The organism is Shewanella corallii (genome assembly GCF_023349125.1).
Taxonomy (GTDB): Bacteria; Pseudomonadota; Gammaproteobacteria; order Enterobacterales; family Shewanellaceae; genus Shewanella; species Shewanella corallii.
Genome location: NZ_JAKIKT010000002.1, coordinates 427,875 through 453,275, shown reverse-complemented (window position 1 = coordinate 453,275; position 25,401 = coordinate 427,875). Strand labels below are relative to the sequence as shown.

Here is a 25,401-nt window from a genome sequence, read left to right as displayed (position 1 = left end):
CATTGGTGGACACGGGATCAGGACGATACTCAATCGAGAGACAATAACATGGAATTCAACAAACTCAAGTTGGCCATCGGCGTCGCCATGGCTTCATTTCTTGCCGGTTGCGGCAGCGACTCGGAAACCGTTATCCCACCAGAGCCTGACACCTCTTTGAAAGCCTTTGCCCCGGATGGCAAGCTCCAGGCTACCGTAAGAAGAACCACTTACGGTGTTCCCCATATTCAGGCTGACAACCTCGAAAGTCTCGCCTTCGGCAGTGGTTATGTGCAGGCGCAGGACAACCTCTGTATTCTGGCTGATGGCTTTGTTAAGGCAAACTCCCAGCGCTCACAGTTCTTTGGTCCACATACCTTTGACTTTGTTGCCGGGGTGCCTGCCGCGGAAGACAATGCCAATATTATTTCTGATTTTGGTTACAAAGCACTGAAAATCCGTGAGCTGGCAGAGGCCAAGCTCCCAGAGATGACTGAAAACTCCCGTGCCATGATTTCAGGGTTTGTGCAGGGGTATAACCAGTACCTGGCCGACGTTGAGTCAGGTAAGGAATCTGGTGTAGAACCTTTCTGCGCAGGTCAAGCCTGGGTGCAGCCGATCACTGAGGTGGATTACCTCACGTACGTATTTTCCATTACCGTGCTGCCCGGTGCGGCCAACTTCCTGGATCTGATCTTCTTTGCCAACCCGGGGGATGGTGATGAGTACCTGCCGCGTCCGGCTCAGAGTCAACAGCAGGTGGCTGCATTCAGCAACAAGCTGGACAAGGGGCTGCAAACCGCGATGGCCAATATCAGTACGCCGGAACCAAACCACAGAGACCTCGGGTCCAACGGCTGGGGCCTGGGCAGTGACAAGACTGAGAACGGCAAAGGTATGGTGCTGGGCAACCCACACTTCCCCCATACAGGTAACCTGAGGTTCTGGCAGTCACACACTACGATTCCAGGTCATATCAATATGATGGGCGGCTCGCTGGTGGGTATGCCCGGGCTGGTGAACATCGGCTTTAATGAAAATCTGGGCTGGACCCATACCTTCTCTACCGCGGAGCACTTTGTGGTGTACCAGCTGGAGCTGACTTCCGGTGATCGTATGCAGTATCTGTTTGATGGTGCTCCCAAGCCTATCAAGTCCGAGACAGTGACGGTTAATGTGAATGTCGGTGGCGGTCAGATAGTGCCGTTTGAAAAGGATATCTTCTTCACCGACAAGGGACCTATTCTGGAAGCACCGCCAGCCCTGGCACCTTTTGGCTGGGATGATGGCCAGGCATTTATGATCCAGGATGTGAACATGGCCAATATGGATCCGCTGGATCACTGGCTGGCTATGAACCGCGCCTCCAATCTGGAAGAGTTCCAGCAAACCTTTGTGGATTACGATGGCCTGATCTTCAACAACACCATGTATGCAGATAAAGAGGGTAACGCCTTCTATATCGATGACTCGGCTGTTCCCGGCCTGTCAGAAGCTGCTGTGGTACTGCTGCGTACTTCTCCTGAGCTGAGAGCTTTGCGTGAGCAGGCAGGCTTTACTGTGTTGGCGGGTAACTCCTCACTGTTTGCTTTTGATGGCGCTACGCCCCATGAGCTGATCCCTCAGTTGCTGCGCAGCGACTTTGTTCAGAACTCCAATGATTCTTTCTGGTCAACCAACCTCAATGAGCCGCTGGAGTATTTCTCTCCCATGTACGGCGAAGAGCGTGGTCAACTGAGCATGCGCACCCGTATGGGCCTGAAGATGATGGAAGACGCAGCAGGCAGCGACGGCAAGTTCAGTTTTGATGAGCTGTCTGCCATGCTGACCAATAACCGTGCTTATCTGCCTGAGTTGGTGCTGACCGACCTGCTGGTTCAATGTGATGCACAGGGCAGCGAGCCAGTTGTGGTTGCTGATGGGCTGAGCAAAGACCTGTCTGCTGCCTGCGCGGCGCTGTCAAGCTGGAATGGCAAGCAAAACAACGACAGTGTGGGTGGCGCATTAATCCGTGAGTTTGCCCACCTGTTTAACGAAGAGACTATGCTGACTGTGCCTTTTGACCCAGAGCAGGCTGCCACTACGCCTAATACGCTGGCAACTGATGGCAGCGCCCTTAAGGCACTGGCTCAGGCGACACTCAACCTGGAGAAAGCCGGTTTTGATGTGGACGCGCCTCTGGGGACTGTCCAGTTTGTAGAGCGTTCACTGCCAAATGGGTTGCCTTCAGGTCAGAAGCTGCCATGGCCGGGAACTCACCATGTGGAAGGTGGCTTCAACGTGTTCTCTACCCGTTTGAGTGGTGATGACACTCTGATGCCGCAGCACACCTACCCAGGTATTACTGATGTGGTGAGCGATAAGGAGCTGGCGTCCGGTTTGACTGCTGAAGGCTATCCAATTCGTTATGGCTCAAGCTGGATGTTTGTGGTGAGCTTTACCGACGATGGCCCCAAGGCCAATGGTATTCTGACCTATTCTCAGACCAACAATATCCTGCGTCCGGAGTTTGCTGACCAAACAGCTCTGTACTCTTCCGGTACGGGCTTGCGCCCACTGCTGTATACCGAAGATGAAATTACTTCCGGCCTGGTATCGACACTGGAGCTGAGTAAGCAGAAATAACGCCTTATCTGTAATAAGCTTCAGCCCCGGGCCCTTTGGTCCGGGGCTTTTTATTTCCTGAAGTCGATTTGTTGAAACATGACTTTTCGTTAATCTAGCTATCCCGATTTTGACATCCACTGTTATGCTGCCCTGACCAAATTTAAATTGTGACTCACTTCAATATTTGCTCTGCGTGGTTTGATCTTTGTCGCAACTTGATAGCGTAAAGTGATCTGCCTCTTTGTTTGGTGGGGTAGTATTTTACTGGTTAAATCATGACTCCCTAAATTAGGTTAATCAAAGGTTGTTCAAGCATTGCGCAAAAGTTGTAATCGGGATGCGAAAATGGTGCTTTATTACGGGTAAACTGAGACCCTGATCTCAATATCAGCTTATTCTGAAATTCATTTACTGAATGTGGGCATAGATCACCTTTTCAAAGTCCTAAATCTATATCCTTTGCGCCGAAATCAATTATTGCTGTAAACAGCGTTAAGGTAACTTATATGCAAAAAGAAGCTATCAAAGCTCAGGACAACAAGGCGACTGAGAACGCCAAGCTGCCCTGGACTGCCCAGGATACAACCTGGATGCTGAGCCTGTTCGGTACTGCCGTAGGCGCCGGTATTCTGTTCCTGCCGATCAATGCCGGTATGGGCGGTTTCTGGCCTCTGGTGGTCATGGCTCTGATTATTGGTCCTATGACCTACCTGGCCCACCGTGGCCTGTCTCGCTTCGTATGTTCTTCCAACATCGAAGGCAGTGACATTACTCAGGTAGTGGAAGAGCACTTTGGTAAAGGCGCTGGTAAAGCGATTACCGTTCTGTACTTCTTCGCCATCTACCCAATCGTACTTATCTATGGTGTAAGTATTACCAACGTAGTTGACAGCTTTATGGTTAACCAGCTGGGCATGGACTCTCTGCCACGTTGGTTGCTGTCTGGTGGTCTGATCCTGGCTATGATGTCAGTGATGGTTGCCGGTGAGAAACTGATGCTGAAAGTGACTCAGTTCCTGGTATACCCACTGGTTATCATCCTGGCGTTCCTGGCCCTGTACATGGTGCCAAACTGGAAAATGGATGCGCTGATGGAGCTGCCATCTGCCGGTGATTTCATCGGTACTATCTGGCTGACCATTCCAGTATTGATCTTTGCCTTTAACCACTCTCCAGCGATCTCTCAGTTCTCTGTGTCTCTGAAGCGTGAACATGGTAAAGATGCATCTCGCAAGGCTGACGTGATTCTGCGTAACACCTCGCTGATGCTGGTAGGCTTTGTGATGCTGTTCGTGTTCTCTTGTGTACTGTCTCTGTCTCCAGAGCAGCTGGCTCAGGCCAAAGCTGAGAACCTGCCAATTCTGTCTTACCTGGCTAACGTGTATGACAGTGCGTTCATCACTTACTTCGCGCCATTTATCGCCTTCATTGCGATTGTGTCCTCCTTCTTCGGCCACTACATGGGCGCCAGTGAAGGTATGCGCGGCATTATCGTGAAGCAGATTGAAGGTAACGGTAAAGAAGTAGACGAAGGCAAGCTGAACAAAGGCATCCTGGCGTTCATGTTCTTCTCAATCTGGGCTGTTGCCATCATCAACCCAAGTGTACTGGGCATGATTGAAGCTCTGGGTGGTCCAATTATCGCGGCTATCCTGTACCTGATGCCAATGTATGCTGTGTACAAAGTTGACGCACTGAAAGCCTACCGTGGCCGTGTGACCAACATTTTCGTCATCATCGCCGGTCTGGCGTCAATGACCGCCATCCTGTATGGCCTGCTGTAATCCAATACAGCTGTAATTTCAAAGTTTTAATTGTTCCAGGGATCGGGTTGCAAAACCCGGTCCTTTTTACTCTTTTCGGGGTGTAGTTCATGTTTAGCGCATTTGATATTTTTAAGATTGGGGTTGGCCCCTCAAGCTCCCACACTGTGGGCCCGATGAAAGCCGCCAAAGAATTTATTGATGACCTGCGTGCCAAAGGTACATTGCGGGACATCACCAAGATTACCGTAGACGTATATGGTTCTCTGTCTCTGACCGGTAAAGGTCACCATACCGATATCGCCATTATCATGGGTCTGGGTGGTAACAGCCCTGAGACTGTTGATATTGAAGCTATCCCTGAGTTTATTCAGCGAGTAGAGCAAACCGGTCGTCTGCCGGTTGGTATGCATTGCCACACAGTAGACTTCCCTGAAGGCTCATTGATCATGCATCCGGAAGCTCTGCCTTTGCATGAGAACGGCATGAAGATCCACGCCTGGGTTGGTGAGAAGCTGGAATACAGCAAGACTTACTACTCTATCGGTGGTGGTTTTATAGTTGACGAAGAAAACTTCGGTAAAGACAGCGAGCAGGAAGTTCAGGTGCCTTACAACTATACCAACGCTGACGAGCTGTTGGAGTTGTGTAAAGAGCATGGTCTGAGCATCAGCAAGCTGGCACTGGAAAACGAAAAAGCTTTCCGTAGCGAAGCAGACATCCACACTGGCTTTGCCAAAGTGTGGAAAGTGATGTCTGAAGGTATTGAGCGTGGTTGCCACACCGAAGGTGTGCTGGCTGGCCCACTGCGTGTACCTCGTCGCGCTCCTGCTTTGTACCGTCAGCTGGTCACCAGCGAGCGTCTGACTTCAGATCCTATGATGATCGTTGACTGGGTGAACATGTTCGCCCTGGCTGTGAGTGAAGAAAACGCGGCCGGTGGCCGTGTTGTAACTTCTCCAACCAATGGTGCTGCCGGTATCATCCCAGCGGTAATTGCTTACTACAACAAGTTCATCCAACCGGTAGGCGAGAAGGAGTACACCAAGTTCTACCTGACTGCTGCTGTGATTGGTGGCCTGTATAAGCGTAATGCCTCTATCTCTGGTGCCGAAGTAGGTTGTCAGGGGGAAGTGGGCGTAGCCTGTTCCATGGCTGCTGCCGGTCTGGCCGAGCTGATGGGTGCCAACCCAGCTCAGGTATGTATTGCTGCCGAAATTGGCATGGAGCACAACCTGGGTCTGACTTGTGACCCGGTTGCCGGTCAGGTGCAGGTACCTTGTATCGAGCGTAATGCTATCGCTTCTGTTAAGGCGATTAACTCAGCCCGTATGGCGATGCGCCGTAACAGCGATCCAACCGTGAGCCTGGACAAGGTGATTGCCACCATGTACGAAACCGGTAAGGACATGCTGCCTAAGTACCGTGAAACCAGTCAGGGTGGTTTGGCCATCAAGGTACTGAACGTATAATCGTTCAGACAAACAGAAAGCCGGCAATTAGCCGGCTTTTTTGTGTGTGCTTACCAGTCACTGTTTTTCTTCAAACATCAGATAGTAACTTTGCTCCATACCCAGTGACGCGTAGGTCTGCTGGGCCCGGGTATTGTCCTGCTCTACATACAGACGGAAGCTGGCGGCGCCACCATTGGCCTCTGCGATGCGCTTTACTTCGGCATAAAGATGACGGTAGATACCGCGACGGCGGAATTCAGGTTTGATGTAGACGCTTTGGATCCAGTAATAATCTTTGGCACGCCAGTCGCTCCATTCATAGGTCACCATTAACGAGCCCGCCAATACGCCTTCGATTTCTGCCACCAGATAGAAGCCTTTTGCCGGTTGACTCAGCAGGGTTTCAACCCCTTTGGTCAGGGTGTTAACGCAAAGCTCCAGCCCTTCTGTTTCCAGTGCCATGGCGCGGTTGAATTCTACCAGAGCCTGCAGATCCTGATTACTTGCCTGTCGAATATTCATAGAAAATTTTTGTTGTTCGAGTTCAGGGCATTATCTCAACTGACAGAGGATATTCAAGGGGCAGGGCTGAGCCAGCATTCGACTAAAGTCTAACCTTTGCTAGACTCAAATTATCGCCCCTATCTGAGTGTACCGAAATGGCCAGACCTAAATTTCGCAAGCCAAATCCGCTGTTGCACTTTACCCTGACAATGTTGACGTTTGGGCTTTGGGGAATTGTTTGGTGCTATCTGTTGCAGCGTGCTGAAGGCAAATCTTTCTCTTTGTTTGATAACTTTGATCATGACTATTGGAGTTATTTAATCGAACGGGAGCAGCCACCGGCGTCTCTTTACTCCATGCAATATGGCAAGCGCAAGGCATCATCTGATACTTTTGACGCTTGATTAGCTTGAACCCCGCCGTTAATTTAACTTTTCTCAATATTAACCATGAATAATTTATGGTTATGCAATCCCTCAGGGCTTTATCTGGAAAACAACAATGCAAAGCCCGCAACTGCCTGATTTCATGTTACGCTCCGCTGCCGCTTGAAAGTTGGCTATCGGTAGCAACCGATACGACCAGGGAAAGGTTGAACTCTTCGTTAATTGATTCAGGGTGTACATGATGACGAAATCTTCTTCCGTTTCCCGAGAGCCTTCGGCTTTGGGTAAAGTCTGGCGCGGCTGGATGTCCTTGCCGCTGTGGCTGCAAATTCTTGTGGGTATGATTTTGGGTATTGCTGCCGGTCTGGCACTTGGCAAAGACGCAACTATGCTCAAACCCATAGGCACACTGTTTGTGAACACCATTAAAATGCTGATTGTACCTCTGGTGTTTTGCTCACTGATTGTGGGTGTTACCTCCATGCAGGATACAGCTCGTATGGGCCGCATCGGCTTCAAATCCTTCGCTTTCTATCTGGGGACCACTTCCATCGCCATTACCCTGGGGCTGGCTGTTGGCTATGTGATGCAGCCAGGCGCAGGTTTGTCTTTGCATGGTGTAGAGCTGGCGCAGGAGGCCAAGGCTGCTCCTTCTGTCATGGAAACTCTGATTAATATCGTACCGACCAACCCGATTGCCGCGCTGGCCAATGGCGATATTCTTCAAGTGATAGTATTTGCTGTGGCCTTGGGCATCGCTCTGGTGCTGATTGGTGACCATGGCAAGCCTGCCATCAAGGTATTTGAGAGTCTGGCTGAAGCTATGTACAAGCTGACCGATATGGTGATGAAGCTGGCGCCTTACGGGGTATTTGGCTTGATGGCCTGGGTGGCCGGTGAGTATGGCATGGATATGTTGCTGCCGCTGATAAAGGTGATTCTGGCAGTGTATATTGGCTGCTTCCTGCACATTGTGGGCTTCTACAGCCTGGTGCTGCGAGGCCTGGCGGGTCTAAACCCTGTGCACTTCTTTAAGGGGATCAGCAATGCCATGGCTGTTGCCTTTACCACCTCAAGCAGCGCCGGTACTCTGCCTGCCAGTATGAAGTGTGCCAGTGAGTATCTGGGCGTAAACAAGAAGATCTCCTCTTTCGTTCTGCCTTTGGGCACCACCATCAATATGGATGGTACTGCGCTCTACCAAGGGGTGACCGCACTGTTTGTGGCTCAGGCCTTTGGTATTGACCTGACCTGGGTGGATTACCTGACCATCATTCTGACCGCGACGCTGGCTTCGATTGGTACTGCCGGTGTGCCGGGTGCTGGTCTGGTGATGCTGACGCTGGTACTGACCACTGTGGGTCTGCCGCTGGAAGGTGTCGCACTGATTGCCGGTATCGACCGTATTTTGGACATGGCCCGCACTGTGGTTAACGTCTCCGGTGACCTGGTGGCGACTACTGTAATTGCCAAGTCAGAAGATGAGCTGGATGAAGTTCACTACAATGCTGATATGCAGGAAAGTGCCTTGATTGCCGAGCAGAATGCGCCGGTAACTGAAGCTAAAGCTTGATAGCCTCATCTTACTGATACAAAAAAACCGCCATTCAGGCGGTTTTTTATATTTGCAGAGAAGGGATTAGAGCTTGGTCAACACCAGCAGATCTTTACCGTCTTCACCTTTCAGTTCCAGCTTTCCGCCGTCCATTTCAGCAGTTTTAACCAGAGGCATAGCCTGGTTTACCAACTGCTCCTGAGCCATCAGGGCATCAACACAGGCTTTCATAGTACTGCCAGCAGGGTCCAGGGTGAGAGTATCTCCCTGCTGAACATAAGTACCGAAGAAGTTGTTACAGCTGTTGTTACCTGACAGCTTGCCGTCTTTGTCAAAGTTGATTTGAGCCGGGCTGTAGTCAACGGTAGGCTGACCCATAATGTATTCCAGCTTCCAGTTACCAACCAGGTCAACTGCTTTACTCTGTTCTGACGTGCTTTGACAACCAGCCAGACCTACGGCCATCAGGCCGGCGATAATAATTTTTTTATTCATGTGTTAATCCCACAATTAAATGGACTTTGAAAAGTGCGAACAGGATTGCTGTTGGCTTACGGAATAACACGACACGCGTGTATCTGAGATATGACTATCCTGCTATTCAGAAAGCCTCACAAACAATCCCACTAGTTTGACAAGTTTGTCAGTAAAGCAAAAGGGGATTTTTTCTGTCTGTGAGCGTGATAGTAGCAAGCTTTCATCGAAGTGAGTGCTCAACTGGAGTTTTGGGCTGGTTAACGGCTCTATGTTGCTTGGTTCGATGTTGCTGTTTTTGCATTTGGTTTAGCCATTTGTTCTTTCAGTGCCTCTTTCGCCTGCGCCAGCATGGCGGCCAGTCGCACGGTCGAATCAGGGCTGAAGAAGCAGTATCCCACATCCAGCTCCAGCGATTCATCCAGATGGCTAAGCTGGTTGCGCACCCGTTTAACTATGGTAGCCATATCCAGCTCCGCATCGAGGAAGGCGAGAACCACATATTCGGTTTCAGTAAAGTGAGCGGCGATATCTGCTGCCCGGACGGTATTTTGCAATATACTTCCCAGCAAGTTGTGGTGTCTGGCTTCCAGGGTGGGTGACGATGTCAGCTCAAAGACGAAAATCCCGGCGTGGGCACCAAATCGTCGGCCAAGACTGAGTTGGCGGGGAGCCATCATCATGAACCCATGGTCATTCAGCATACCTGTTTTGGCATCCCGCATAGACATGGACTCGATTCGATGATGTTGACACAAGAGTGACAACTCCTGCTGAAGCAGTAATTGAAAAGGCTCAAGCATTTTTGGCGCCAGTTCCCCCTGACTTTCCATATCCGGGTCCAGCACGCAGAGATAACCGAAATGGCTCGAGTCTGGCCAAAGTATTGGCCTTACCAACAGATTTGTATGATCTCTGAAGCATTCAGGCAGCCTGTGGGACAGGTCGTTGCTGAGTTTTAGATGGATCCCTTCCATTGGCGAGTTGAATAGTGCCTGCATAGAATCATGGACTGAATCCAATTGGGTGCCAGTGATAAAGGCCGGATCATCGGATGGGGCCCTGACGACCACTTCATGGCCTCTGTGGGATTGCTGGACAACCAATACTTCCTTTGCCTGATAGAAACGCTTCAATAACTCACATTGGTGCATCCAGCGCACCAGATTAACCTGGGGGCTGTCATATTCAAGCAGGCTGATTTCCGTATCTATGGTGTGCGGGAGCATTCCGTTCAGTCCGAGTGGGTAAATAAGTCTCCAATAAGTGTGGTACGGCAGGGGCGTTTTAGCAAACCGACAGTATAATGGACGGACATTAATTGATTGAGCCACCTATGATTCGCCTGAGACTGGCACTGGAAACTGATAAGTCTGAATTAGTCAGGCTTGAACGCATACATGCGGCAGATGAACTGTCCCCGGGACAGGGGCAACTGGAAGGAGCTTGCCTGGACGGCGCGTTAATCGGACGACTGATAGCTTCAGGGCATATTTTGATTGCAGAGGATGAATTACCTCAGGGGAAGCAGATTGTTGGCTATCTGGTGTGTGGTCCCTGGCGGGAGTTTGCCCACTGGCCCATGCAGCGTTGTGCTTTGTCTGTACTGAAACAGCAATTTGGGAATATCGAGCAATCCAGCTGTCACTATGGCCCTGTATGGGTGTCATCGTCCTATCGTGGCCGCGGTTTGTGCCGGCAGCTGTGGCAAACACTGGGGAACAAGCTGCAGGGGCGTTACAGTAGGATGATTGCCCTGATAGGGGAAGATAATGAGGCGTCTATCAAGGCTCATGTGCAGGATGATGGCATGCAGATAGTCGACTTTATGGAATTTGCTGACCGGGGATATTATCTGACTTCCCTGGATTTAAAATAGGGCTGAGCATAATGAGTTCGCAGACACTGACGCAGATGCTGGAAGCGATATTGAGCAAATACCAGGGGCTGTCACTGAGTGCCAAAGACAATCAGAAGCTGCTGGCCAGCGTGTTGGCTCTGGAGGCCATCGAGGCGCAGGGTGTAGAGGCACAATTATGGGGCGAGTCTCATTTATTACTGAAAGCCAGTTGTGCCGGGAGTGAATCACTAGCCCAAGTGAGTATTTGGATAGATTGTGGTGTGAGCAGAGCTTATCAGGCCAGCTATAAGCTACTACCTGCCGATATTGAGATAGATGATTGTCAGACTGTAGAGGTGCCCTTGTTGGATGAGCACAGAATTGCCCTGATGTGTATGCAATCAGCCCACTTCGACCACTGTTATTGAGCCGTTATCAGCGAACTTCAATAAACAAAAAAACCGCCGGATGGCGGTTTTTTGTTTGTCTGAATCCCTGAGGATTACAGACCAGCGTCGGCGCGCAGAGCTTCCGCTTTATCAGTACGCTCCCAAGGGAACTCTTCACGACCGAAGTGACCGTAGGCAGCGGTAGCCTGGTAGATTGGGCGAGCCAGATCCAGCATCTCCTGCAGGCCGTAAGGGCGCAGATCGAAATGCTGACGAACCAGACGCTCCAGAACCTCTTCAGATACTTTGGCGGTACCGAAGGTTTCAACGCTGATAGAGGTTGGGTCAGCTACACCGATAGCGTAGGACACCTGGATCTCACAGCGATCAGCCAGACCGGCAGCAACAATGTTTTTGGCAACGTAACGGGCAGCGTATGCTGCAGAGCGGTCAACCTTGGATGGATCTTTACCGGAGAAAGCACCACCGCCGTGACGAGCCATACCACCGTAGGTGTCTACGATGATCTTACGACCAGTCAGACCACAGTCACCCATTGGACCACCGATAACGAAACGACCGGTTGGGTTGATGAAGAACTTGGTGTCCTGGTTCAGCCACTGAGAAGGCAGAACTGGCTTGATGATGGTTTCCATCACGCCTTCGATCAGATCTTTCTGGTTTACGCTGTCGCAATGCTGAGTAGACAGTACTACTGCATCGATACCCACGATCTTGCCTTCGTCGTAGGCGAAAGTAACCTGGGACTTGGCATCTGGACGCAGCCAAGGCAGGATGCCTTCTTTACGTACTTCAGACTGACGCTTAACCAGTGCGTGAGCATAGGTAATAGGTGCTGGCATCAGTACGTCAGTTTCGTTGCTGGCGTAACCGAACATCAGACCCTGGTCACCGGCACCCTGTTCTTTAGGATCTGCACGGTCAACACCCTGGTTGATGTCTGGAGACTGCTTACCAATAGCGCTAAGTACAGCACATGAATTGGCATCAAAGCCCATGTCTGAGTGAACATAGCCGATTTCACGGATGGTTTTACGGGTCAGTTCTTCAATATCTACCCATGCAGTAGTGGTGATCTCACCGCCTACCATCACCATACCGGTTTTTACGAAAGTTTCGCACGCCACGCGGGCTTTAGGATCCTGAGCCAGGATCGCGTCCAATACCGCATCAGAAATCTGATCGGCGATTTTATCTGGATGTCCTTCTGAGACTGACTCAGAGGTAAACAAGTGCTTTGCCATATTGGAAAAAATCTCGTTTAAAAAAATGAATTCTGGGGGAGGCATCAAATTAATGTTTGGATGCATCTCCATCTAGACGGCTATTCTAGTTTAAATGCCGGGAACTATCATCCCCCCATGATGAAATTTAATCGGGTTTGTGACCAATAGGCTGTTTTTGCACCTGTGCAAATAGTGAATATCAATGAAAATCAGCCAAATGGATGAAACCAAAAAGCGGGCCAATTCAGTGGCACGTTAAGTTGACGTATGCAGGGAACTTGTTAAAAGCAGGGGGCCTGTATCGAACCCGCGCCACATACCGGCATAATTTTATTTGCGTATGCACCGATACATAGGGGAAAATATGGCCCCGTTCAGGACCGGGGAGCACCATATCATTTCGTTAACCTGATTATCAGTTGTGCGAAATGAAATGGTGTTTCATTAAATCAGCAGGAGAGAGCATGTCTTCCCGTAAAGTACTCGCCAACGCAATCCGTGTGTTAAGTATGGATGCCGTTCAGAAAGCCAATTCCGGTCACCCGGGGGCGCCGATGGGAATGGCTGACATTGCCGAAGTTCTTTGGCGTGATCACTTAAAGCACAACCCATCCAACCCAACTTGGGCCGACCGCGACCGTTTCGTTCTGTCAAACGGCCATGGCTCAATGCTTATCTACTCTCTGCTGCACCTGTCAGGCTATGACCTGTCCATCGAAGATCTGAAAAACTTCCGTCAACTACACTCCAAAACTCCAGGTCACCCTGAGTATGGCTATGCGCCAGGCGTAGAGACTACTACAGGTCCTCTGGGCCAGGGCATCACCAATGGTGTAGGTATGGCGATTGCCGAGAAGGTGCTGGGCGCTCAGTTCAACCGCGAAGGTCACGATATCGTTGACCACAACACCTATGTATTTATGGGTGATGGCTGTCTGATGGAAGGTATCTCCCACGAAGCCTGCTCTCTGGCCGGTACTCTGGGTCTGGGCAAGCTGATCGCATTCTGGGATGACAACGGTATCTCTATCGACGGTCACGTAGAAGGCTGGTTCACTGATGATACTCCAGCCCGCTTCGAATCCTACGGCTGGCATGTTATTCGTGCTGTTGATGGTCACGACGCCGATGCAATTAATGCCGCTATTGAAGCTGCCAAGGCTGAAACCTCCAAGCCAACGCTGATCTGTACCAAGACAGTGATTGGTTTCGGTTCACCAAACAAGTCCGGCAGCCACGACTGTCACGGCGCACCACTGGGTGATGCCGAAATTGCTGCAGCCCGTGAGTTCCTGGGTTGGGAACAGGGTCCTTTCGATATCCCAGCAGACATCTATGGTCAGTGGGATGCCAAAGAAGCCGGTAAGGCTCAGGAAGCGAGCTGGAATGAGAAGTTTGCTGCCTATGAAGCCGCTCACCCAGAGCTGGCTGCTGAACTCAAGCGTCGTCTGGCCGGTGAGCTGCCAACAGACTTCGATGCTCAGGCAAAAGCTTATATCGAAGAGCTGCAGGCTAACCCAGCTGATATCGCTTCCCGTAAGGCGTCTCAAAACGCGTTGGAAGCTTTCGGTAAGATGCTGCCAGAATTCCTGGGCGGCAGTGCTGACCTGGCACCATCCAACCTGACCATGTACTCAGCGTCCAAGTCCATCACCCCGGAAGATGCTTCAGGTAACTACCTGCACTATGGTGTGCGTGAATTTGGTATGACTGCCATCATCAACGGTATTGCCCTGCACGGTGGTTTCGTACCATACGGCGCGACCTTCCTGATGTTTATGGAGTATGCCCGTAACGCTATGCGTATGGCTGCACTGATGAAGGTGCAGAACATTCAGGTTTACACCCACGACTCTATCGGTTTGGGCGAAGACGGTCCGACTCACCAGCCGGTTGAGCAGGTTGCTTCTTTGCGTATGACCCCTAACATGAGCACCTGGCGCCCATGTGACCAGGTTGAGTCTGCTATCGCCTGGAAACACGCCATTGAGCGTAAAGATGGCCCAACCTCTCTGATCTTCTCCCGTCAGAACCTGGCACAGATGCCACGCACTGCCGAGCAACTGGCTGCCGTTGAGAAGGGTGGTTATGTACTGGTTGATTGTGAAGGCACTCCGGAAGCCATCATTATCGCTACCGGTTCTGAAGTTGAACTGGCGGTGAAGGCTCAGGCTGAGCTGGCTGCCCAGGGCCGTCAGGTTCGCGTGGTGTCTATTCCATGTACAGACCTGTTTGATGCTCAAGATGCGGCATACAAAGAAGCGGTTCTGCCTGCAGCTGTGACTGCCCGCGTGGCGGTTGAAGCCGGTATCGCCGACTACTGGTACAAGTATGTGGGTCTGAACGGTCGCATTATCGGCATGACCACCTTCGGTGAGTCTGCTCCTGCCGGTGAGCTGTTCAAGATGTTTGGTTTCACCGTTGAAAATGTAGTTGAAACCACCAACAGCCTGCTGGCCTGATAATTTCAGTTACGTTCAGCTAAGTTGTTGATGAATAAGATACGCTGCTGTGTTCAAATAGAGCACTGAGCGGCACAGACGGCTTACCCGGACAGGGTAGGCCGTCTTTATATCTCTTTGGTTGCACTGCTTTTACAGTCAGCCACTGAGTCCTATCAAGTATGCAGGTGATGCCGGGCATACTTGATATGACTTAACCAGAGTTCACGGAAAGGAGCATCACTGCCCCATGATTCGGATTGCCATTAATGGATATGGCCGTATAGGCCGCTCGGTCCTGCGGGCTCTTTATGAGTCGGGTAAGCGGCAGCAGATCCAGTTGGTTGCCATTAACGAGCTGGCGACACCCGAAGCTATGGTGCACCTGACCCGCTACGACACTACTCACGGACGCTTTGCTCACGAAGTTGAGCACGAAGATGGCGTGATGGTGATCGGAGACGACAGAATTCAGCTTCTGCACCAGGCGGATGCCACCCAATTGCCCTGGGGTGATTTGGGGGTGGATATTGTCCTTGAGTGTACCGGCGCCCTGGCTGACAGAACCGCTTGTGAGTCACACCTCAAAGCTGGCGCCGGGCGGGTATTGATCAGTCACCCCTCATCGCCTGATGTCGACGCCACTATTGTGTATGGCGTTAATCAATCCAGCCTGCGCTCAGACCACCATATTGTTTCCAACGCCTCCTGCACTACCAACTGCCTGGTGCCGGTTATCGACGTGTTGGATAAAGCCTTTGGCGTGAAAAGTGGCGCCATTACCACTATCCATTCAGCAATGAATGATCAGCAGGTGATTGATGCCTATCATGACGATTTGCGCCGAACCCGCGCTGCCGGACAGTCCATTATTCCCGTCGACACCAAACTCGCCCGCGGTATTGAGCGCATTTTGCCGCAGATGAAGGATAAGTTTGAGGCGATTTCGGTGCGGGTACCGACAGTGAATGTCACCGCCATCGACCTGTCTGTGACGCTGAATACCCGGGTGGATATTGATAAGGTTAATCGCGAATTGGAAGCCCAGACCAAGGGCAGATTCAAGGGCATAGTCGGTTTTACTAATGAGCCACTGGTGTCATGCGACTTTAACCACGACCCGAGATCCAGCGTGGTGGATGGTACCCAGACCCGTGTCAGTGATGGACATCTGGTGAAAATGCTCTTGTGGTGCGACAACGAGTGGGGCTTTGCCAACCGAATGTTGGACACCAGTCTGGCGATGATGAACGCCGACAAGTCAGGCAGTTAACAGCATTCCGGCTGTCGCTCAGGCGGCAGTCTTTTTTTGTTTTTTAACAGTGTTTGAGGAAATCCCTAATGGCGATTATCAAGATGTCAGACCTGGATCTTGCCGGTAAGCGCGTGCTTATCCGCGAAGATCTGAACGTACCTGTGAAAGATGGTGTGGTGACCAGTGATGCCCGTCTGCGCGCGTCGCTGCCAACCATTAAGCTGGCGCTGGAAAAGGGCGCAGCAGTGATGGTGATGTCTCACCTGGGGCGTCCTACTGAAGGCGAATATGATGCTGCCTTCTCCATGCAGCCGGTCGTTGACTACCTGACCAAGGCGCTGGATTGTCCGGTACGTCTGGAAACTGACTATCTGGACGGAGTGCAGGCTGGTATTGGCGAAGTTGTAGTGTTTGAAAACGTACGCTTCAACAAGGGCGAGAAAAAGAACGACGAAGCCCTGTCCAGAAAGATGGCGGCCCTGTGTGACGTGTACGTGATGGACGCCTTTGGTACGGCTCACCGCGCTCAGGCATCGACCCATGGTGTTGGCATGTACGCCCCGGTGGCCTGTGCCGGTCCTTTGCTGGCGGCTGAACTGGATGCCCTGGGTAAAGCACTGGATAACCCAGCCCGTCCTATGGTGGCCATTGTCGGCGGTTCCAAGGTATCGACCAAGCTGACTGTGCTGGAAAGTTTGTCCGGCATTGTTGACCAGCTGGTTGTGGGTGGTGGTATTGCCAACACCTTTATCGCGGCCGATGGCCATGGTGTGGGTAAATCTCTGTTTGAAGCTGATTTGGTAGATGAAGCCAAGCGTCTGGTGGCTAACGCTCAGAGTCGTGGTGGCAGCATTCCTGTGCCAACTGATGTGGTTGTAGGCAAAGAGTTCAGTCCTGCGGCTGAAGCTGTGCTTAAGCCAGTTACTCAGGTAGACAGCGATGATATGATCTTCGATATCGGCCCTGATAGTGCGCAGGTGCTGGCTGACATCATCGCTAAAGCGGGCACCATTGTATGGAATGGCCCTGTAGGTGTGTTCGAATTTGACCAGTTCGGGGAAGGTACCAAGCGTATCGCCCAGGCGATTGCAGACTCCAGCGCTTTCTCTATCGCCGGTGGTGGTGACACTCTGGCGGCGGTAGATAAGTATGGCATCGCCGATAAGGTGTCTTATATCTCCACCGGTGGTGGCGCTTTCCTGGAGTTCCTGGAAGGTAAAGAGCTGCCTGCTGTTGCCATGCTGGAAGCACGTGGCGCCTGATAATAAGTGGAACACCCGACTATTTCGACAAGCATTGAAATAGATTCCACAATAATAAATACAAGCATCCTCCTGTCAGGCTTCGGCCTGACAGAATAAAAATAGAACCAAGATAGAGACCTCGGTGAGTAACTTCACCCTATATATTGGAGCAAAAAAGTTATGGCTTTAATTTCACTGCGTCAGCTGCTGGACCATGCTGCAGAGCACGGTTACGGCGTACCTGCGTTCAACGTTAACAACCTGGAGCAGATGCGCGCCATCATGCAGGCTGCTGAAGCGACTGACAGCCCGGTTATCGTGCAGGCTTCTGCCGGTGCCCGTAAGTATGCCCGTCCTCAGTTCCTTAAGTATCTTATGAATGCGGCGCTGGAGCAGTATCCGGACATTCCTGTGTGTATTCACCAGGATCACGGTACTCACCCGGACGTGTGTCAGCGTTCTATTCAGCTGGGCATGAGCTCTGTGATGATGGACGGCTCGCTGATGGATGACGGCAAGACGCCGGCTTCTTATGACTACAACGTAGATGTTACCCGCAAGACAGTGGCATTTGCCCACGCCTGTGGTGTATCCGTTGAAGGTGAAATCGGCTGTCTGGGTAGCCTGGAAACCGGTATGGCCGGTGAAGAAGATGGTATCGGCGCTGAAGGCGTACTGAGCCATGACCAGATGCTGACCAGCCCGGAAGAAGCGGCGCGTTTTGTTGCTGATACCCATGTTGATGCGCTGGCAATTGCTATCGGTACCAGCCATGGTGCTTACAAGTTCAGCCGCAAGCCTACCGGTGATGTACTGCGTATCGACCGCATCAAAGAGATCCACGCCCGTATTCCTAACACTCACCTGGTTATGCACGGCAGTTCTTCTGTACCTCAGGAGTGGCTGCAGATCATCAACGAGTACGGCGGCGCTATTCCTGAAACCTATGGTGTGCCATTGGAAGAGATCGTTGAAGGTATTAAGCATGGTGTGCGTAAGGTCAACATCGATACTGACCTGCGTCTGGCTTCTACCGGTGCGGTACGTAAGTTCCTGGCTGAAAACCCAAGTGAATTTGACCCTCGTAAGTTCCTGCAGGCATCCATGATCGCTATGGCTGACGTCTGTACAGAACGTTACGAAGCCTTTGGTTGTGCCGGTATGGCTTCCAAGATCAAGCCTATGTCACTGCAAGCCATGTACAAGCGCTACCAGACTGGTGAGCTGGATCCAAAAGTGAATTTCTAATATTCCAAAGGTTCCATACTAAAGAGCCCGCTTATGCGGGCTTTTCTACAACTAAATGCCAATAAACCTGATGGTTTTGCGATGCTAAGATGGCTAAATCGTTGCTTCAATGTTAATATTTTTCGGGACTTTTTTGGGAGAATTCCATACAGGAGTAGATGTCCGATGAATAAATTACTGAGTATGCTGGCAATCACAGCAGTTTTCCCTTTTTCTGCCCTGGCGGGAGCGGACTTTGTTGAAGGTGACAAAACCTTCGCCGGTGAAGCTGAGCTGGGTGGTACTCTGACTACTGGTAACAGCGAAAGCTCGTCCATCAAGGCTCGTTTGAGCATGAAACATGAGCTGGGCAACTGGGAAAACAACTATCTGTTGGAAGCTCTTTATAACGAGAACACCGACAGTGACGATGGCAGTACCACTGAAAATGAGAGTTATCAGGCGGGTTTCCAGGGTAATTACCGTTTTGATGCCCGCAATTATACGTTTGCCAACGCCAACTATTACCGCGATCCTTCGACCGGTTATGACTATACCCTGACTGCGTCCGCCGGTTATGGCTATCGTGCCTATGAGACCGAAGCGACCTTCCTGGATCTGGAAGTTGGTCCTGGTTACTTATACCAAAAGCTGACAAATGAAGAAGCTGCATTGCAGGGCGTTAGCTCAGAAGACAGTGTAGTCGCTCATGGTGTGGTTAACTTCGAGAGCAAGATCAGTGATAACTCTACCTTTAAGCAAAGGTTCGTAGCCGATTATGGCGATAAACTGCTGGCTCGCTCTGAAACCTCGCTGACCGCCAACATTATTGGCGCGCTGGCGATGAAACTGTCATTTGTGGTTCGTTATGATGAAAAGCCGTTGGATGGGAAAAAGTCCACGGACACAGAAACCAATATGACCTTGTTGTACGCGTTTTAACCCAAATGCCCCGTCTGATAAGCCGGGGCATTTTTTTATTCAGGTCAGTCATGTAGTCGGCCACCTGCTGTAGAAGTGAGTCGTTTATGTCCGTCGCCCTTGCCCAGGCTTCAACCCTGGCTACTATTGATTTAACCTCCTCCGTCGCTGGAATCTGTGCTCTTGTGGTGTTTGTGCTGGCCTATGTACTGGTGATTGCCGAAGAGTCTCTGCACCTGCAAAAGTCTAAACCTGTGCTGCTGGCCGCAGGCATTATCTGGGTGGTGGTGGCCTTGTCTTATTCATCCGCGGGGTTGTCCGCGACGGCTGAGGCTGCATTCAGGCACAGTTTGCTTGAATATACGGAGCTGTTTTTGTTCCTGATGGTGGCCATGACTTATATCAGTGCCATGGAGGAACGTGGGCTATTTGATGCGTTGAGAGTGTGGATAGTAAACAAAGGTTTGAGTCTTCGGCAGGTATTCTGGTTGACCGGAGTCATGTCCTTCTTCATTTCTCCTGTGGCGGATAACCTCACTACAGCCTTGCTGATGTGCGCTGTGGTGACCAAGCTGGGACAGGGGCAGCCTAAATTTATCGCCATCGCCTGCACCAATATTGTGGTGGCCGCCAACGCTGGCGGTGCCTTTAGCCCTTTTGGCGATATCACCACTTTGATGGTATGGCAAAAAGGGATGGTTGAGTTTACTCAGTTCTTTGCTTTGTTTGTGCCATCAGCTGTTAACTACCTGGTACCGGCTGTACTCATGAGCCTGTTTGTTGGTAATGCCAAACCTGCAGTGGAAAAGGAGCAGGTGATCCTTAAACGGGGTGCGCTACGCATTGTTGCACTGTTTCTGATTACTATTACCTGTGCGGTCAGTGCTCATTCCGTGCTGGGGATGCCACCAGTATTGGGCATGATGATAGGTTTGGGCCTGTTGCAGTTTTTCGGTTATTTCCTGCGCCGCAGTTTTCCCCGCTCTATCGCTCTTAAGATGAAAGCGGCCAGGGCCAATAAAGATGATGCCCAGATTGCCTATCTGAGTGGTCGTCAGCCCTTCGATATCTTCAGCCGAATCTCTCAGGTGGAGTGGGACACCATGTTGTTCTTCTATGGTCTGATGCTCTGTATCGGCGGCCTGTCGATTATGGGCTATCTGGCGGTGGCCTCTGAGCTGATTTATCAAGTATGGGACACAACTCTGGCGAATATTGCCGTGGGTATCCTGTCAGCTGTGGTGGATAATATCCCCGTGATGTATGCGGTGCTCACTATGCAGCCGGAGATGGGTTTAGGGCAGTGGTTACTGGTGACTCTGACTGCGGGTGTTGGAGGAAGTTTGCTCTCGATTGGCAGTGCTGCCGGTGTGGCGTTAATGGGGCAGGCAAGGGGGATTTACACTTTCAGTGCTCACCTGAAATGGACACCGGCTATTATGCTGGGATACTTCGCCAGTATTGGCTGCCATATTTGGTTGAATATGTAGAAATGGCCAGATTGCAGTGATTTTGTTGCTTAATTGCACTGTGTTTTTGTTTGTTATTTAAGTTGTTGATTATTAAATATTTGATAAATAGAGGCCTACATATTAAATCGGCTTAATATGTAGGTTGTCGAATCGCAAATAAGAAATTTTGTCGGCTTGTTCACGGTTCCGCCACTGACTGTACCAGACTCTTGGTTTTGCTCGCTATACTATGCTCCTGAATGTTATCTGGAGCTAGTATTTCAATGCAGATTGGCGGCTGTTGGTTCGACACAGCAAAACGACAGTTGGTCGGCCGGACCGATGGGCAAGTGCTGTCTTTAACAGACGACGAGTTCAATGTGCTTGATTTGCTGGTGACCTGCCAGAATAAGGTGGTATCCAGACAGGCGCTGTTGTCTGTGCTGGAACAGCATGAAAATCCCGAGTTGGAATTAATCGATATCATCCATAAGCTGAAAAGTTTTATGGGGGATAAGTATGCGCCTTTGCTGGAGACTGTTGCCGATCAGGGCTATATGTTGCACAGCAGGCTTAAGCATAACAGCTCAAGCCTGACAGACTCTCCCAACCAGGCGATGTCAATTCTACTATACAGTTTACTGACGGCAGTGATTCTGGTGATGGTGTTCTGGCTCTATTCCGAGGTGGATACACCGAAGAATATAGAAGGCTATTACACCCATCAGGTGAGCTTGCAAAGTGGTGAATTGATACCGGTTCATGTGTATCCGGTTCCCCGTATTGCCGGCAGGAAAGACAGGGAAGGGCAGGTGTCTTTCTTTATCGATCAGCTCAAGCAATGCAACAGAGTGTCCTGGGATGAGGTCTCTGTATCATTTTCCGGTGACGACAGCATGTTTAACATATTGCTGTTGAAACGTGTCGCCGGTGTTCCCCAGTATGAAAATATCAAAGTGTTTGCTACAGACGTGAATATCAGTTTTATCAATCCAGCCTGGCTGGAAAAGGCAGGGGTATGTGAACGTTAGTCCCCTGCTTGATCGCAAGGGCGTTAAAATCTGGCCGCTTGCTGTAATGATGTTAACCATATTGTTGGTGGTATTTGGATTACATGGTATCGCTGATAAAAAAGAAGACTGGAACCTGACCTGCCGCGCCGCTCTGTATAAGCAGGGAAGTGCTGATGATATCGAACGTTCAGTTAAATTGAAGGTGCGTAGTAAAGATGGTGAAGCTGTTATCAGCTACGACTATTTCCAGAATAAACAGTATCAGGGCAGTATTCGCATGTATGGTGAGATTACTGACTTTGAAGTGTCCTCGTTAATCCTGCATATCAGAGTGACCAGAGGTGAAGTGGTGAGCGATGACTCAGTTGCTGAGCGGCCTTACTATTTGCAAAAAATTCTCGAGCATAACCTGGATTTTCTTGAGCGGGTTAATCAGGGGATGACCTTCACTTTACGTATGTCGGAAATGGACCTTAAACAGGGGTTTGCTATCCTGAACTTTACCCCGGGAAATAATATCTGGGCCTGTGATATCCAGGCAGATTAATTCCCAAAACAACAAAGGCGCCAATGGCGCCTTTGTTGTTTTGCTGCAAAGCAGCTTTCCCTGCAAGGTTATTCCGCTGTGTAAAACTCAACTGGATTACTTGCCAATGCGCCGTGAACTTCCACTGCGACTTTATACACACCTACGGCGCTATCTACTGCAGATTTATCCCAGTTCAGCCCGTCCGCAATAAATCTGTAGTTACCTTCATCATCGAGAGCATCCAGCGCTCCCTGGCACGGTTCAGTCTGGCCAGCCTGGCAGCTGAACGTATTGATAGTGTGCCATTTCTTCCAGGACTTGGGTTTAACTGAAGGCTCGGCTGGCATTCCCAAATAGTGGATAGTGTAGGAAGCTGCGCCATTGAGGCGCACACCTTGATCGTGGACCAGAGTGAACCCCAGTTCACCGCTCGGACCATCAAAGTTGTTCATCACCAACTCGAAGCTGGCAGCTGTATCTATATTGGCAACAGTTAATGGCGGTTCAACTGGCTCGTCATCATCGTCATCGCAGCCAGCGACCAGAATCAGTGATGCCAAAATGGCTGCAGTACAAAGATATTTCATGCTGCCTCCTTAGAAAAAATGGCCAGTATGACAGGTAGTGCATTCCATATTGGTTTTTACGCTGGAGGCAGGCGCCAGCGGCTTGCTGGTGGAATGACAAGTTTGACATTGGGCGGTTTCTTCTGTGATTGTCAGGCCGGTTAGCTGGGCAATATCGGCGCCATTGTGGGCGGCGTTGAGTAGCTCCACCAACTTATGCACTACAGACGCTGACAGGCGATAGCAACGCTCTTTCTTTTGACTGAAGGACTTTCCTGATGCTTTGGACCAGTTACTGATAGAGGAGTGACAGGTGATGCTATTGGCAATAGAGGATTGGCCCACTTCCAGCGTCTTGTCATCAGTGGAGCCTATCCCATCAATGAACTCTTTATGGGAGTAAGGCAGAGTTTCTCGCTCAAAGAATCGGTACATGGCATCAACCAATGCACTTTGCTGGCCATTCACATCATCAAGAATATTGACCAACATAGCCAGCGCATTGAGGTTGCCGCATATGGTGCCCTGCCCCATTACACCCGCCCAGCCATAGGCTGCCAATGCGGTAGGTATGGTTCTGAACTTTTCAGCATCAACACTGTTGGATTGACCCAGACTATAGATCACTGAGTGAAAAACCTGGTACATACAGCCATTGCCGGTATTGTATGCCAGTTTGGCCACTGTCATAGGATCAAGAGGTACGTACCTGAGCTTTTCTCCCGGCTGTATGATGTAGCCTGTCTCCATTGCGATAACCGAATTGGGCAACAGAGAAGCGCCAACGGCTACGCCACTGATACCAACAATATGATGCAAGGCATCCCGTCTATTCATCTTCATCGTCTCCATCCTTATTGTTCAGTCGACTTTCATACTGGTCGAAGTTGAAACCAGTCTATGACGCAGGATGATGAAGAATGTGATCTCTGTAGCTTGAATGAGCGCCGATGAGGTTTTGGCTTTGACTACAGGCTATTACATCAAATCAGTTTAGTGTGGCACTGTTCACTCGCTACAATCGATTAGAATGTGATTCACACCTGTATATTTGTGTTATTCATGTAAATTCATCCACTTTTATCCGCTTATTCAGCTCAATGAAAAGAAGTGATCTTATTCTCAATTTGTAAAAGCCAGTCCGCGTTTCTGTTATCGGTGATCCTGTATCCCACAATGGATCACATTTCACCTGATTTAAGCTGTCTACACTGGCAAGGTATTGTTAATAAGAGTAAAAACAATGCTGATCGGCAATTGCCAATTCGATGAAGTAAAGGGAACCCTGACAGGCTCGAATGATATTTGGAATTTACCCAGAGCAGAGCTGCAGGTACTGCGTTTACTTGTCAGACACAGGGGGACCGTTGTCTGCAAACAGGTGCTAAGACAGGGGCAGGGAGAAGGAGCTGTATTGAGCGAGTCTTCAGTTGCCAGGGCTGTATTTATTCTTAGAAGTCACCTTGGACCTCAATTTGAGTACCTGATTGAGACGGTCAAAGGACAGGGATATTTACTATTGCCACAGCCTGAACAGTTTCGTTCGCAAGGCTCTCCACCCAACTCTCTATGCTTGTATACGGCGCTGATATTGGGGATAGCTATCGCTGCCACCGTGGGTATCTGGAGCCTTCACCGCTTGTTTTTTGTTTCGCATACTGTCACCCAGGTCAGTGATTCTCCCCTGTATTCCAGCCAGGTGATGACAGGTTCAGGAAAGTCCATTGGCGTTTCCCTGTTTACAAAGTCAAAGACCAACAGTAGCCAGTTGCTGCAACAGGCAGAGCAACTGAAACTGGCTCTGGGGAGTTGTATTGAACCTCCCTGGGAACAGGTGTACATGTCGCTGTCCCATGACGGTCAGGTGTTGAATATTACTGTGAGAGGTAACCGTCACGGGCAACCTGAGGTGCGTAACCTTAAGATAAGCGACTCCCGGGAACCCAGAGAGTTTATTAATCCGGTGTGGCTGCAACAGGAAGGTATCTGTGAGTAAAGGTTATCTCTGCATGTTGGCGGCTGTGCTCTCAACTCTCGTAATCACAATTGCCGGGGTTATCCGGGTGATGGGTGAAGAGTCTCAACGGACACTGATGATGAACTGCTCTTCTGAGCTGTTTGACCGGGCCCGTATTGGAGAGCATGACAGTTATTTGCTGGTGGATCTGAATATGCAAGGAAACTCAGTGCAGTTGAATTACAGGTATTTTGATATACAGGGAAAAATTTTGAGTATGGTTGCCATGTCCGGCGAATTAAAATCTGTGTCTGCTGATAATCGCCTCTATACTTTAAATATGCATAAAAAACAGGAGTCTGTGCTTGTTGCCAGGGAGGAGTTACCTTCTCACTTCAAATACATCTCCTATATCAGTGGCCTGAATACCAATGACAAGGGCAAGCAAGGGCTGAGTGTAGAGATACTCGATAAAGACGATACCAACGACTACGCCATAGTGCTGTTCCAGCCCAGCAATACCGTATGTGGGTGCCGATTGATGCAATAAGCATCGCCAGCCCCATTTAACCGGGTGGTGATTCAGAGTAAGCTTATGC

The 25,401-nt window shown here is 50.3% G+C and carries 23 protein-coding genes; 17 read left to right on the top strand and 6 right to left on the bottom strand.

All coding sequences use genetic code 11. From position 1 onward, the window contains the following. Positions 1-48: 48 nt before the first annotated feature. The 3 genes from L2725_RS07270 to L2725_RS07260 all read left to right on the top strand — a co-directional run bounded on the left by L2725_RS07270 (position 49) and on the right by L2725_RS07260 (position 5,821). A complete protein-coding gene (locus tag L2725_RS07270; RefSeq protein WP_249248328.1) occupies positions 49-2,604 on the top strand; it encodes an acylase in 2,556 nt (851 codons plus the stop codon). Between the two features lie 488 nt (positions 2,605-3,092). Beyond that, positions 3,093-4,370: an SLC5/6 family protein gene (locus tag L2725_RS07265; protein WP_115135980.1), complete on the top strand. Its 1,278-nt coding sequence runs from the start codon at positions 3,093-3,095 to the stop codon at positions 4,368-4,370. Between the two features lie 89 nt (positions 4,371-4,459). Then, positions 4,460-5,821 carry an L-serine ammonia-lyase gene (locus L2725_RS07260; RefSeq protein WP_115135979.1) on the top strand — a complete coding sequence of 454 codons (1,362 nt, stop codon included), beginning with the start codon at positions 4,460-4,462 and terminating at the stop codon, positions 5,819-5,821. 57 nt (positions 5,822-5,878) lie between these two features. On the opposite strand, the gene L2725_RS07255 is transcribed toward L2725_RS07260, so the two are convergent. Beyond that, positions 5,879-6,325, bottom strand: coding sequence for a GNAT family N-acetyltransferase (locus L2725_RS07255; protein ID WP_249248326.1), 447 nt, complete (start codon positions 6,323-6,325; stop codon positions 5,879-5,881). A 137-nt stretch (positions 6,326-6,462) separates the two neighbouring features. Between L2725_RS07255 and L2725_RS07250 the strand changes: the two genes are divergently transcribed. Both L2725_RS07250 and L2725_RS07245 read left to right on the top strand, forming a co-directional pair. Beyond that, positions 6,463-6,711, top strand: a complete 249-nt coding sequence (locus L2725_RS07250) for a hypothetical protein (RefSeq protein WP_115135941.1) — start codon at positions 6,463-6,465, stop codon at positions 6,709-6,711. 220 nt (positions 6,712-6,931) lie between these two features. Further along, positions 6,932-8,266, top strand: a complete 1,335-nt coding sequence (locus tag L2725_RS07245) for a dicarboxylate/amino acid:cation symporter (RefSeq protein ID WP_249248325.1) — start codon at positions 6,932-6,934, stop codon at positions 8,264-8,266. Between the two features lie 66 nt (positions 8,267-8,332). Here L2725_RS07245 and L2725_RS07240 read toward each other — a convergent pair whose 3' ends face one another. Then, complete coding sequence (locus L2725_RS07240; RefSeq protein WP_249248324.1) at positions 8,333-8,743, bottom strand: META domain-containing protein; 411 nt, start codon at positions 8,741-8,743, stop codon at positions 8,333-8,335. Between the two features lie 248 nt (positions 8,744-8,991). Continuing rightward, positions 8,992-9,951 carry a GGDEF domain-containing protein gene (locus L2725_RS07235; protein ID WP_249248323.1) on the bottom strand — a complete coding sequence of 320 codons (960 nt, stop codon included), beginning with the start codon at positions 9,949-9,951 and terminating at the stop codon, positions 8,992-8,994. Positions 9,952-10,058: 107 nt separating this feature from the next. On the opposite strand from L2725_RS07235, the gene L2725_RS07230 reads away from it, so the two are divergent. Then, on the top strand, positions 10,059-10,601 hold the full coding sequence (locus L2725_RS07230) for a GNAT family N-acetyltransferase (RefSeq protein ID WP_249248322.1): 543 nt from the start codon (positions 10,059-10,061) through the stop codon (positions 10,599-10,601). 11 nt (positions 10,602-10,612) lie between these two features. Next, positions 10,613-10,990: a hypothetical protein gene (locus L2725_RS07225; protein ID WP_249248321.1), complete on the top strand. Its 378-nt coding sequence runs from the start codon at positions 10,613-10,615 to the stop codon at positions 10,988-10,990. A 74-nt stretch (positions 10,991-11,064) separates the two neighbouring features. Here the strand turns inward: L2725_RS07225 and metK are convergent, their stop codons facing one another. Further along, entirely contained in the window at positions 11,065-12,216 is a 1,152-nt protein-coding gene (gene metK / locus L2725_RS07220; RefSeq protein WP_115135978.1) for a methionine adenosyltransferase, read from the bottom strand. Positions 12,217-12,662: 446 nt separating this feature from the next. Between metK and tkt the strand changes: the two genes are divergently transcribed. From tkt to L2725_RS07180, 8 genes are all read left to right on the top strand, one after another. Continuing rightward, the gene (tkt, locus tag L2725_RS07215) at positions 12,663-14,660 is read left to right on the top strand and encodes a transketolase (RefSeq protein WP_249248320.1); all 1,998 of its coding nucleotides are present in this window, start codon (positions 12,663-12,665) and stop codon (positions 14,658-14,660) included. 229 nt (positions 14,661-14,889) lie between these two features. Next, entirely contained in the window at positions 14,890-15,912 is a 1,023-nt protein-coding gene (epd, locus tag L2725_RS07210) for an erythrose-4-phosphate dehydrogenase (RefSeq protein WP_249248319.1), read from the top strand. A 68-nt stretch (positions 15,913-15,980) separates the two neighbouring features. Then, complete coding sequence (locus tag L2725_RS07205; protein WP_249248318.1) at positions 15,981-17,156, top strand: phosphoglycerate kinase; 1,176 nt, start codon at positions 15,981-15,983, stop codon at positions 17,154-17,156. Positions 17,157-17,318: 162 nt separating this feature from the next. Next, positions 17,319-18,386: a class II fructose-bisphosphate aldolase gene (gene fba, locus L2725_RS07200; RefSeq protein ID WP_249248317.1), complete on the top strand. Its 1,068-nt coding sequence runs from the start codon at positions 17,319-17,321 to the stop codon at positions 18,384-18,386. 165 nt (positions 18,387-18,551) lie between these two features. Next, complete coding sequence (locus tag L2725_RS07195) at positions 18,552-19,307, top strand: DUF481 domain-containing protein (protein WP_249248316.1); 756 nt, start codon at positions 18,552-18,554, stop codon at positions 19,305-19,307. Between the two features lie 86 nt (positions 19,308-19,393). Further along, on the top strand, positions 19,394-20,776 hold the full coding sequence (gene nhaD, locus L2725_RS07190) for a sodium:proton antiporter NhaD (RefSeq protein WP_249248315.1): 1,383 nt from the start codon (positions 19,394-19,396) through the stop codon (positions 20,774-20,776). 245 nt (positions 20,777-21,021) lie between these two features. Continuing rightward, positions 21,022-21,768 carry a winged helix-turn-helix domain-containing protein gene (locus tag L2725_RS07185; RefSeq protein ID WP_162807097.1) on the top strand — a complete coding sequence of 249 codons (747 nt, stop codon included), beginning with the start codon at positions 21,022-21,024 and terminating at the stop codon, positions 21,766-21,768. Continuing rightward, entirely contained in the window at positions 21,758-22,297 is a 540-nt protein-coding gene (locus L2725_RS07180) for a hypothetical protein (RefSeq protein ID WP_115135928.1), read from the top strand. The genes L2725_RS07185 and L2725_RS07180 overlap by 11 nt, the downstream gene beginning before the upstream one ends. 68 nt (positions 22,298-22,365) lie before the next feature. Here L2725_RS07180 and L2725_RS07175 read toward each other — a convergent pair whose 3' ends face one another. Both L2725_RS07175 and L2725_RS07170 read right to left on the bottom strand, forming a co-directional pair. Then, positions 22,366-22,866, bottom strand: a complete 501-nt coding sequence (locus tag L2725_RS07175; RefSeq protein ID WP_249248314.1) for a hypothetical protein — start codon at positions 22,864-22,866, stop codon at positions 22,366-22,368. A gap of 9 nt (positions 22,867-22,875) precedes the next feature. Beyond that, positions 22,876-23,688, bottom strand: a complete 813-nt coding sequence (locus L2725_RS07170; protein WP_249248313.1) for a C-GCAxxG-C-C family (seleno)protein — start codon at positions 23,686-23,688, stop codon at positions 22,876-22,878. Between the two features lie 400 nt (positions 23,689-24,088). Here L2725_RS07170 and L2725_RS07165 point away from each other — a divergent pair, with 400 nt between their 5' ends. Continuing rightward, positions 24,089-24,841 (top strand): winged helix-turn-helix domain-containing protein, encoded by a 753-nt coding sequence (locus L2725_RS07165; protein WP_249248312.1) that lies wholly within the window; start codon positions 24,089-24,091, stop codon positions 24,839-24,841. After that, positions 24,834-25,352, top strand: coding sequence for a hypothetical protein (locus tag L2725_RS07160; protein WP_249248311.1), 519 nt, complete (start codon positions 24,834-24,836; stop codon positions 25,350-25,352). The genes L2725_RS07165 and L2725_RS07160 overlap by 8 nt, the downstream gene beginning before the upstream one ends. Positions 25,353-25,401 lie beyond the last annotated feature (49 nt).

What these genes read in the sequence shown, in the direction of transcription:
- L2725_RS07170 (WP_249248313.1), bottom strand. Translation starts at nt 23,688, where the DNA reads ATGAAGATGAATAGACGGGATGCCTTGCATCATATTGTTGGTATCAGT.
- fba (WP_249248317.1), top strand. Translation starts at nt 17,319, where the DNA reads ATGGCTTTAATTTCACTGCGTCAGCTGCTGGACCATGCTGCAGAGCAC.
- L2725_RS07185 (WP_162807097.1), top strand. Translation starts at nt 21,022, where the DNA reads ATGCAGATTGGCGGCTGTTGGTTCGACACAGCAAAACGACAGTTGGTC.
- nhaD (WP_249248315.1), top strand. Translation starts at nt 19,394, where the DNA reads ATGTCCGTCGCCCTTGCCCAGGCTTCAACCCTGGCTACTATTGATTTA.
- L2725_RS07165 (WP_249248312.1), top strand. Translation starts at nt 24,089, where the DNA reads ATGCTGATCGGCAATTGCCAATTCGATGAAGTAAAGGGAACCCTGACA.
- L2725_RS07230 (WP_249248322.1), top strand. Translation starts at nt 10,059, where the DNA reads ATGATTCGCCTGAGACTGGCACTGGAAACTGATAAGTCTGAATTAGTC.
- L2725_RS07195 (WP_249248316.1), top strand. Translation starts at nt 18,552, where the DNA reads ATGAATAAATTACTGAGTATGCTGGCAATCACAGCAGTTTTCCCTTTT.
- L2725_RS07260 (WP_115135979.1), top strand. Translation starts at nt 4,460, where the DNA reads ATGTTTAGCGCATTTGATATTTTTAAGATTGGGGTTGGCCCCTCAAGC.
- tkt (WP_249248320.1), top strand. Translation starts at nt 12,663, where the DNA reads ATGTCTTCCCGTAAAGTACTCGCCAACGCAATCCGTGTGTTAAGTATG.
- L2725_RS07205 (WP_249248318.1), top strand. Translation starts at nt 15,981, where the DNA reads ATGGCGATTATCAAGATGTCAGACCTGGATCTTGCCGGTAAGCGCGTG.
- L2725_RS07235 (WP_249248323.1), bottom strand. Translation starts at nt 9,951, where the DNA reads ATGCTCCCGCACACCATAGATACGGAAATCAGCCTGCTTGAATATGAC.
- L2725_RS07245 (WP_249248325.1), top strand. Translation starts at nt 6,932, where the DNA reads ATGATGACGAAATCTTCTTCCGTTTCCCGAGAGCCTTCGGCTTTGGGT.
- L2725_RS07240 (WP_249248324.1), bottom strand. Translation starts at nt 8,743, where the DNA reads ATGAATAAAAAAATTATTATCGCCGGCCTGATGGCCGTAGGTCTGGCT.
- L2725_RS07225 (WP_249248321.1), top strand. Translation starts at nt 10,613, where the DNA reads ATGAGTTCGCAGACACTGACGCAGATGCTGGAAGCGATATTGAGCAAA.
- L2725_RS07250 (WP_115135941.1), top strand. Translation starts at nt 6,463, where the DNA reads ATGGCCAGACCTAAATTTCGCAAGCCAAATCCGCTGTTGCACTTTACC.
- L2725_RS07270 (WP_249248328.1), top strand. Translation starts at nt 49, where the DNA reads ATGGAATTCAACAAACTCAAGTTGGCCATCGGCGTCGCCATGGCTTCA.
- L2725_RS07265 (WP_115135980.1), top strand. Translation starts at nt 3,093, where the DNA reads ATGCAAAAAGAAGCTATCAAAGCTCAGGACAACAAGGCGACTGAGAAC.
- L2725_RS07175 (WP_249248314.1), bottom strand. Translation starts at nt 22,866, where the DNA reads ATGAAATATCTTTGTACTGCAGCCATTTTGGCATCACTGATTCTGGTC.
- epd (WP_249248319.1), top strand. Translation starts at nt 14,890, where the DNA reads ATGATTCGGATTGCCATTAATGGATATGGCCGTATAGGCCGCTCGGTC.
- metK (WP_115135978.1), bottom strand. Translation starts at nt 12,216, where the DNA reads ATGGCAAAGCACTTGTTTACCTCTGAGTCAGTCTCAGAAGGACATCCA.
- L2725_RS07255 (WP_249248326.1), bottom strand. Translation starts at nt 6,325, where the DNA reads ATGAATATTCGACAGGCAAGTAATCAGGATCTGCAGGCTCTGGTAGAA.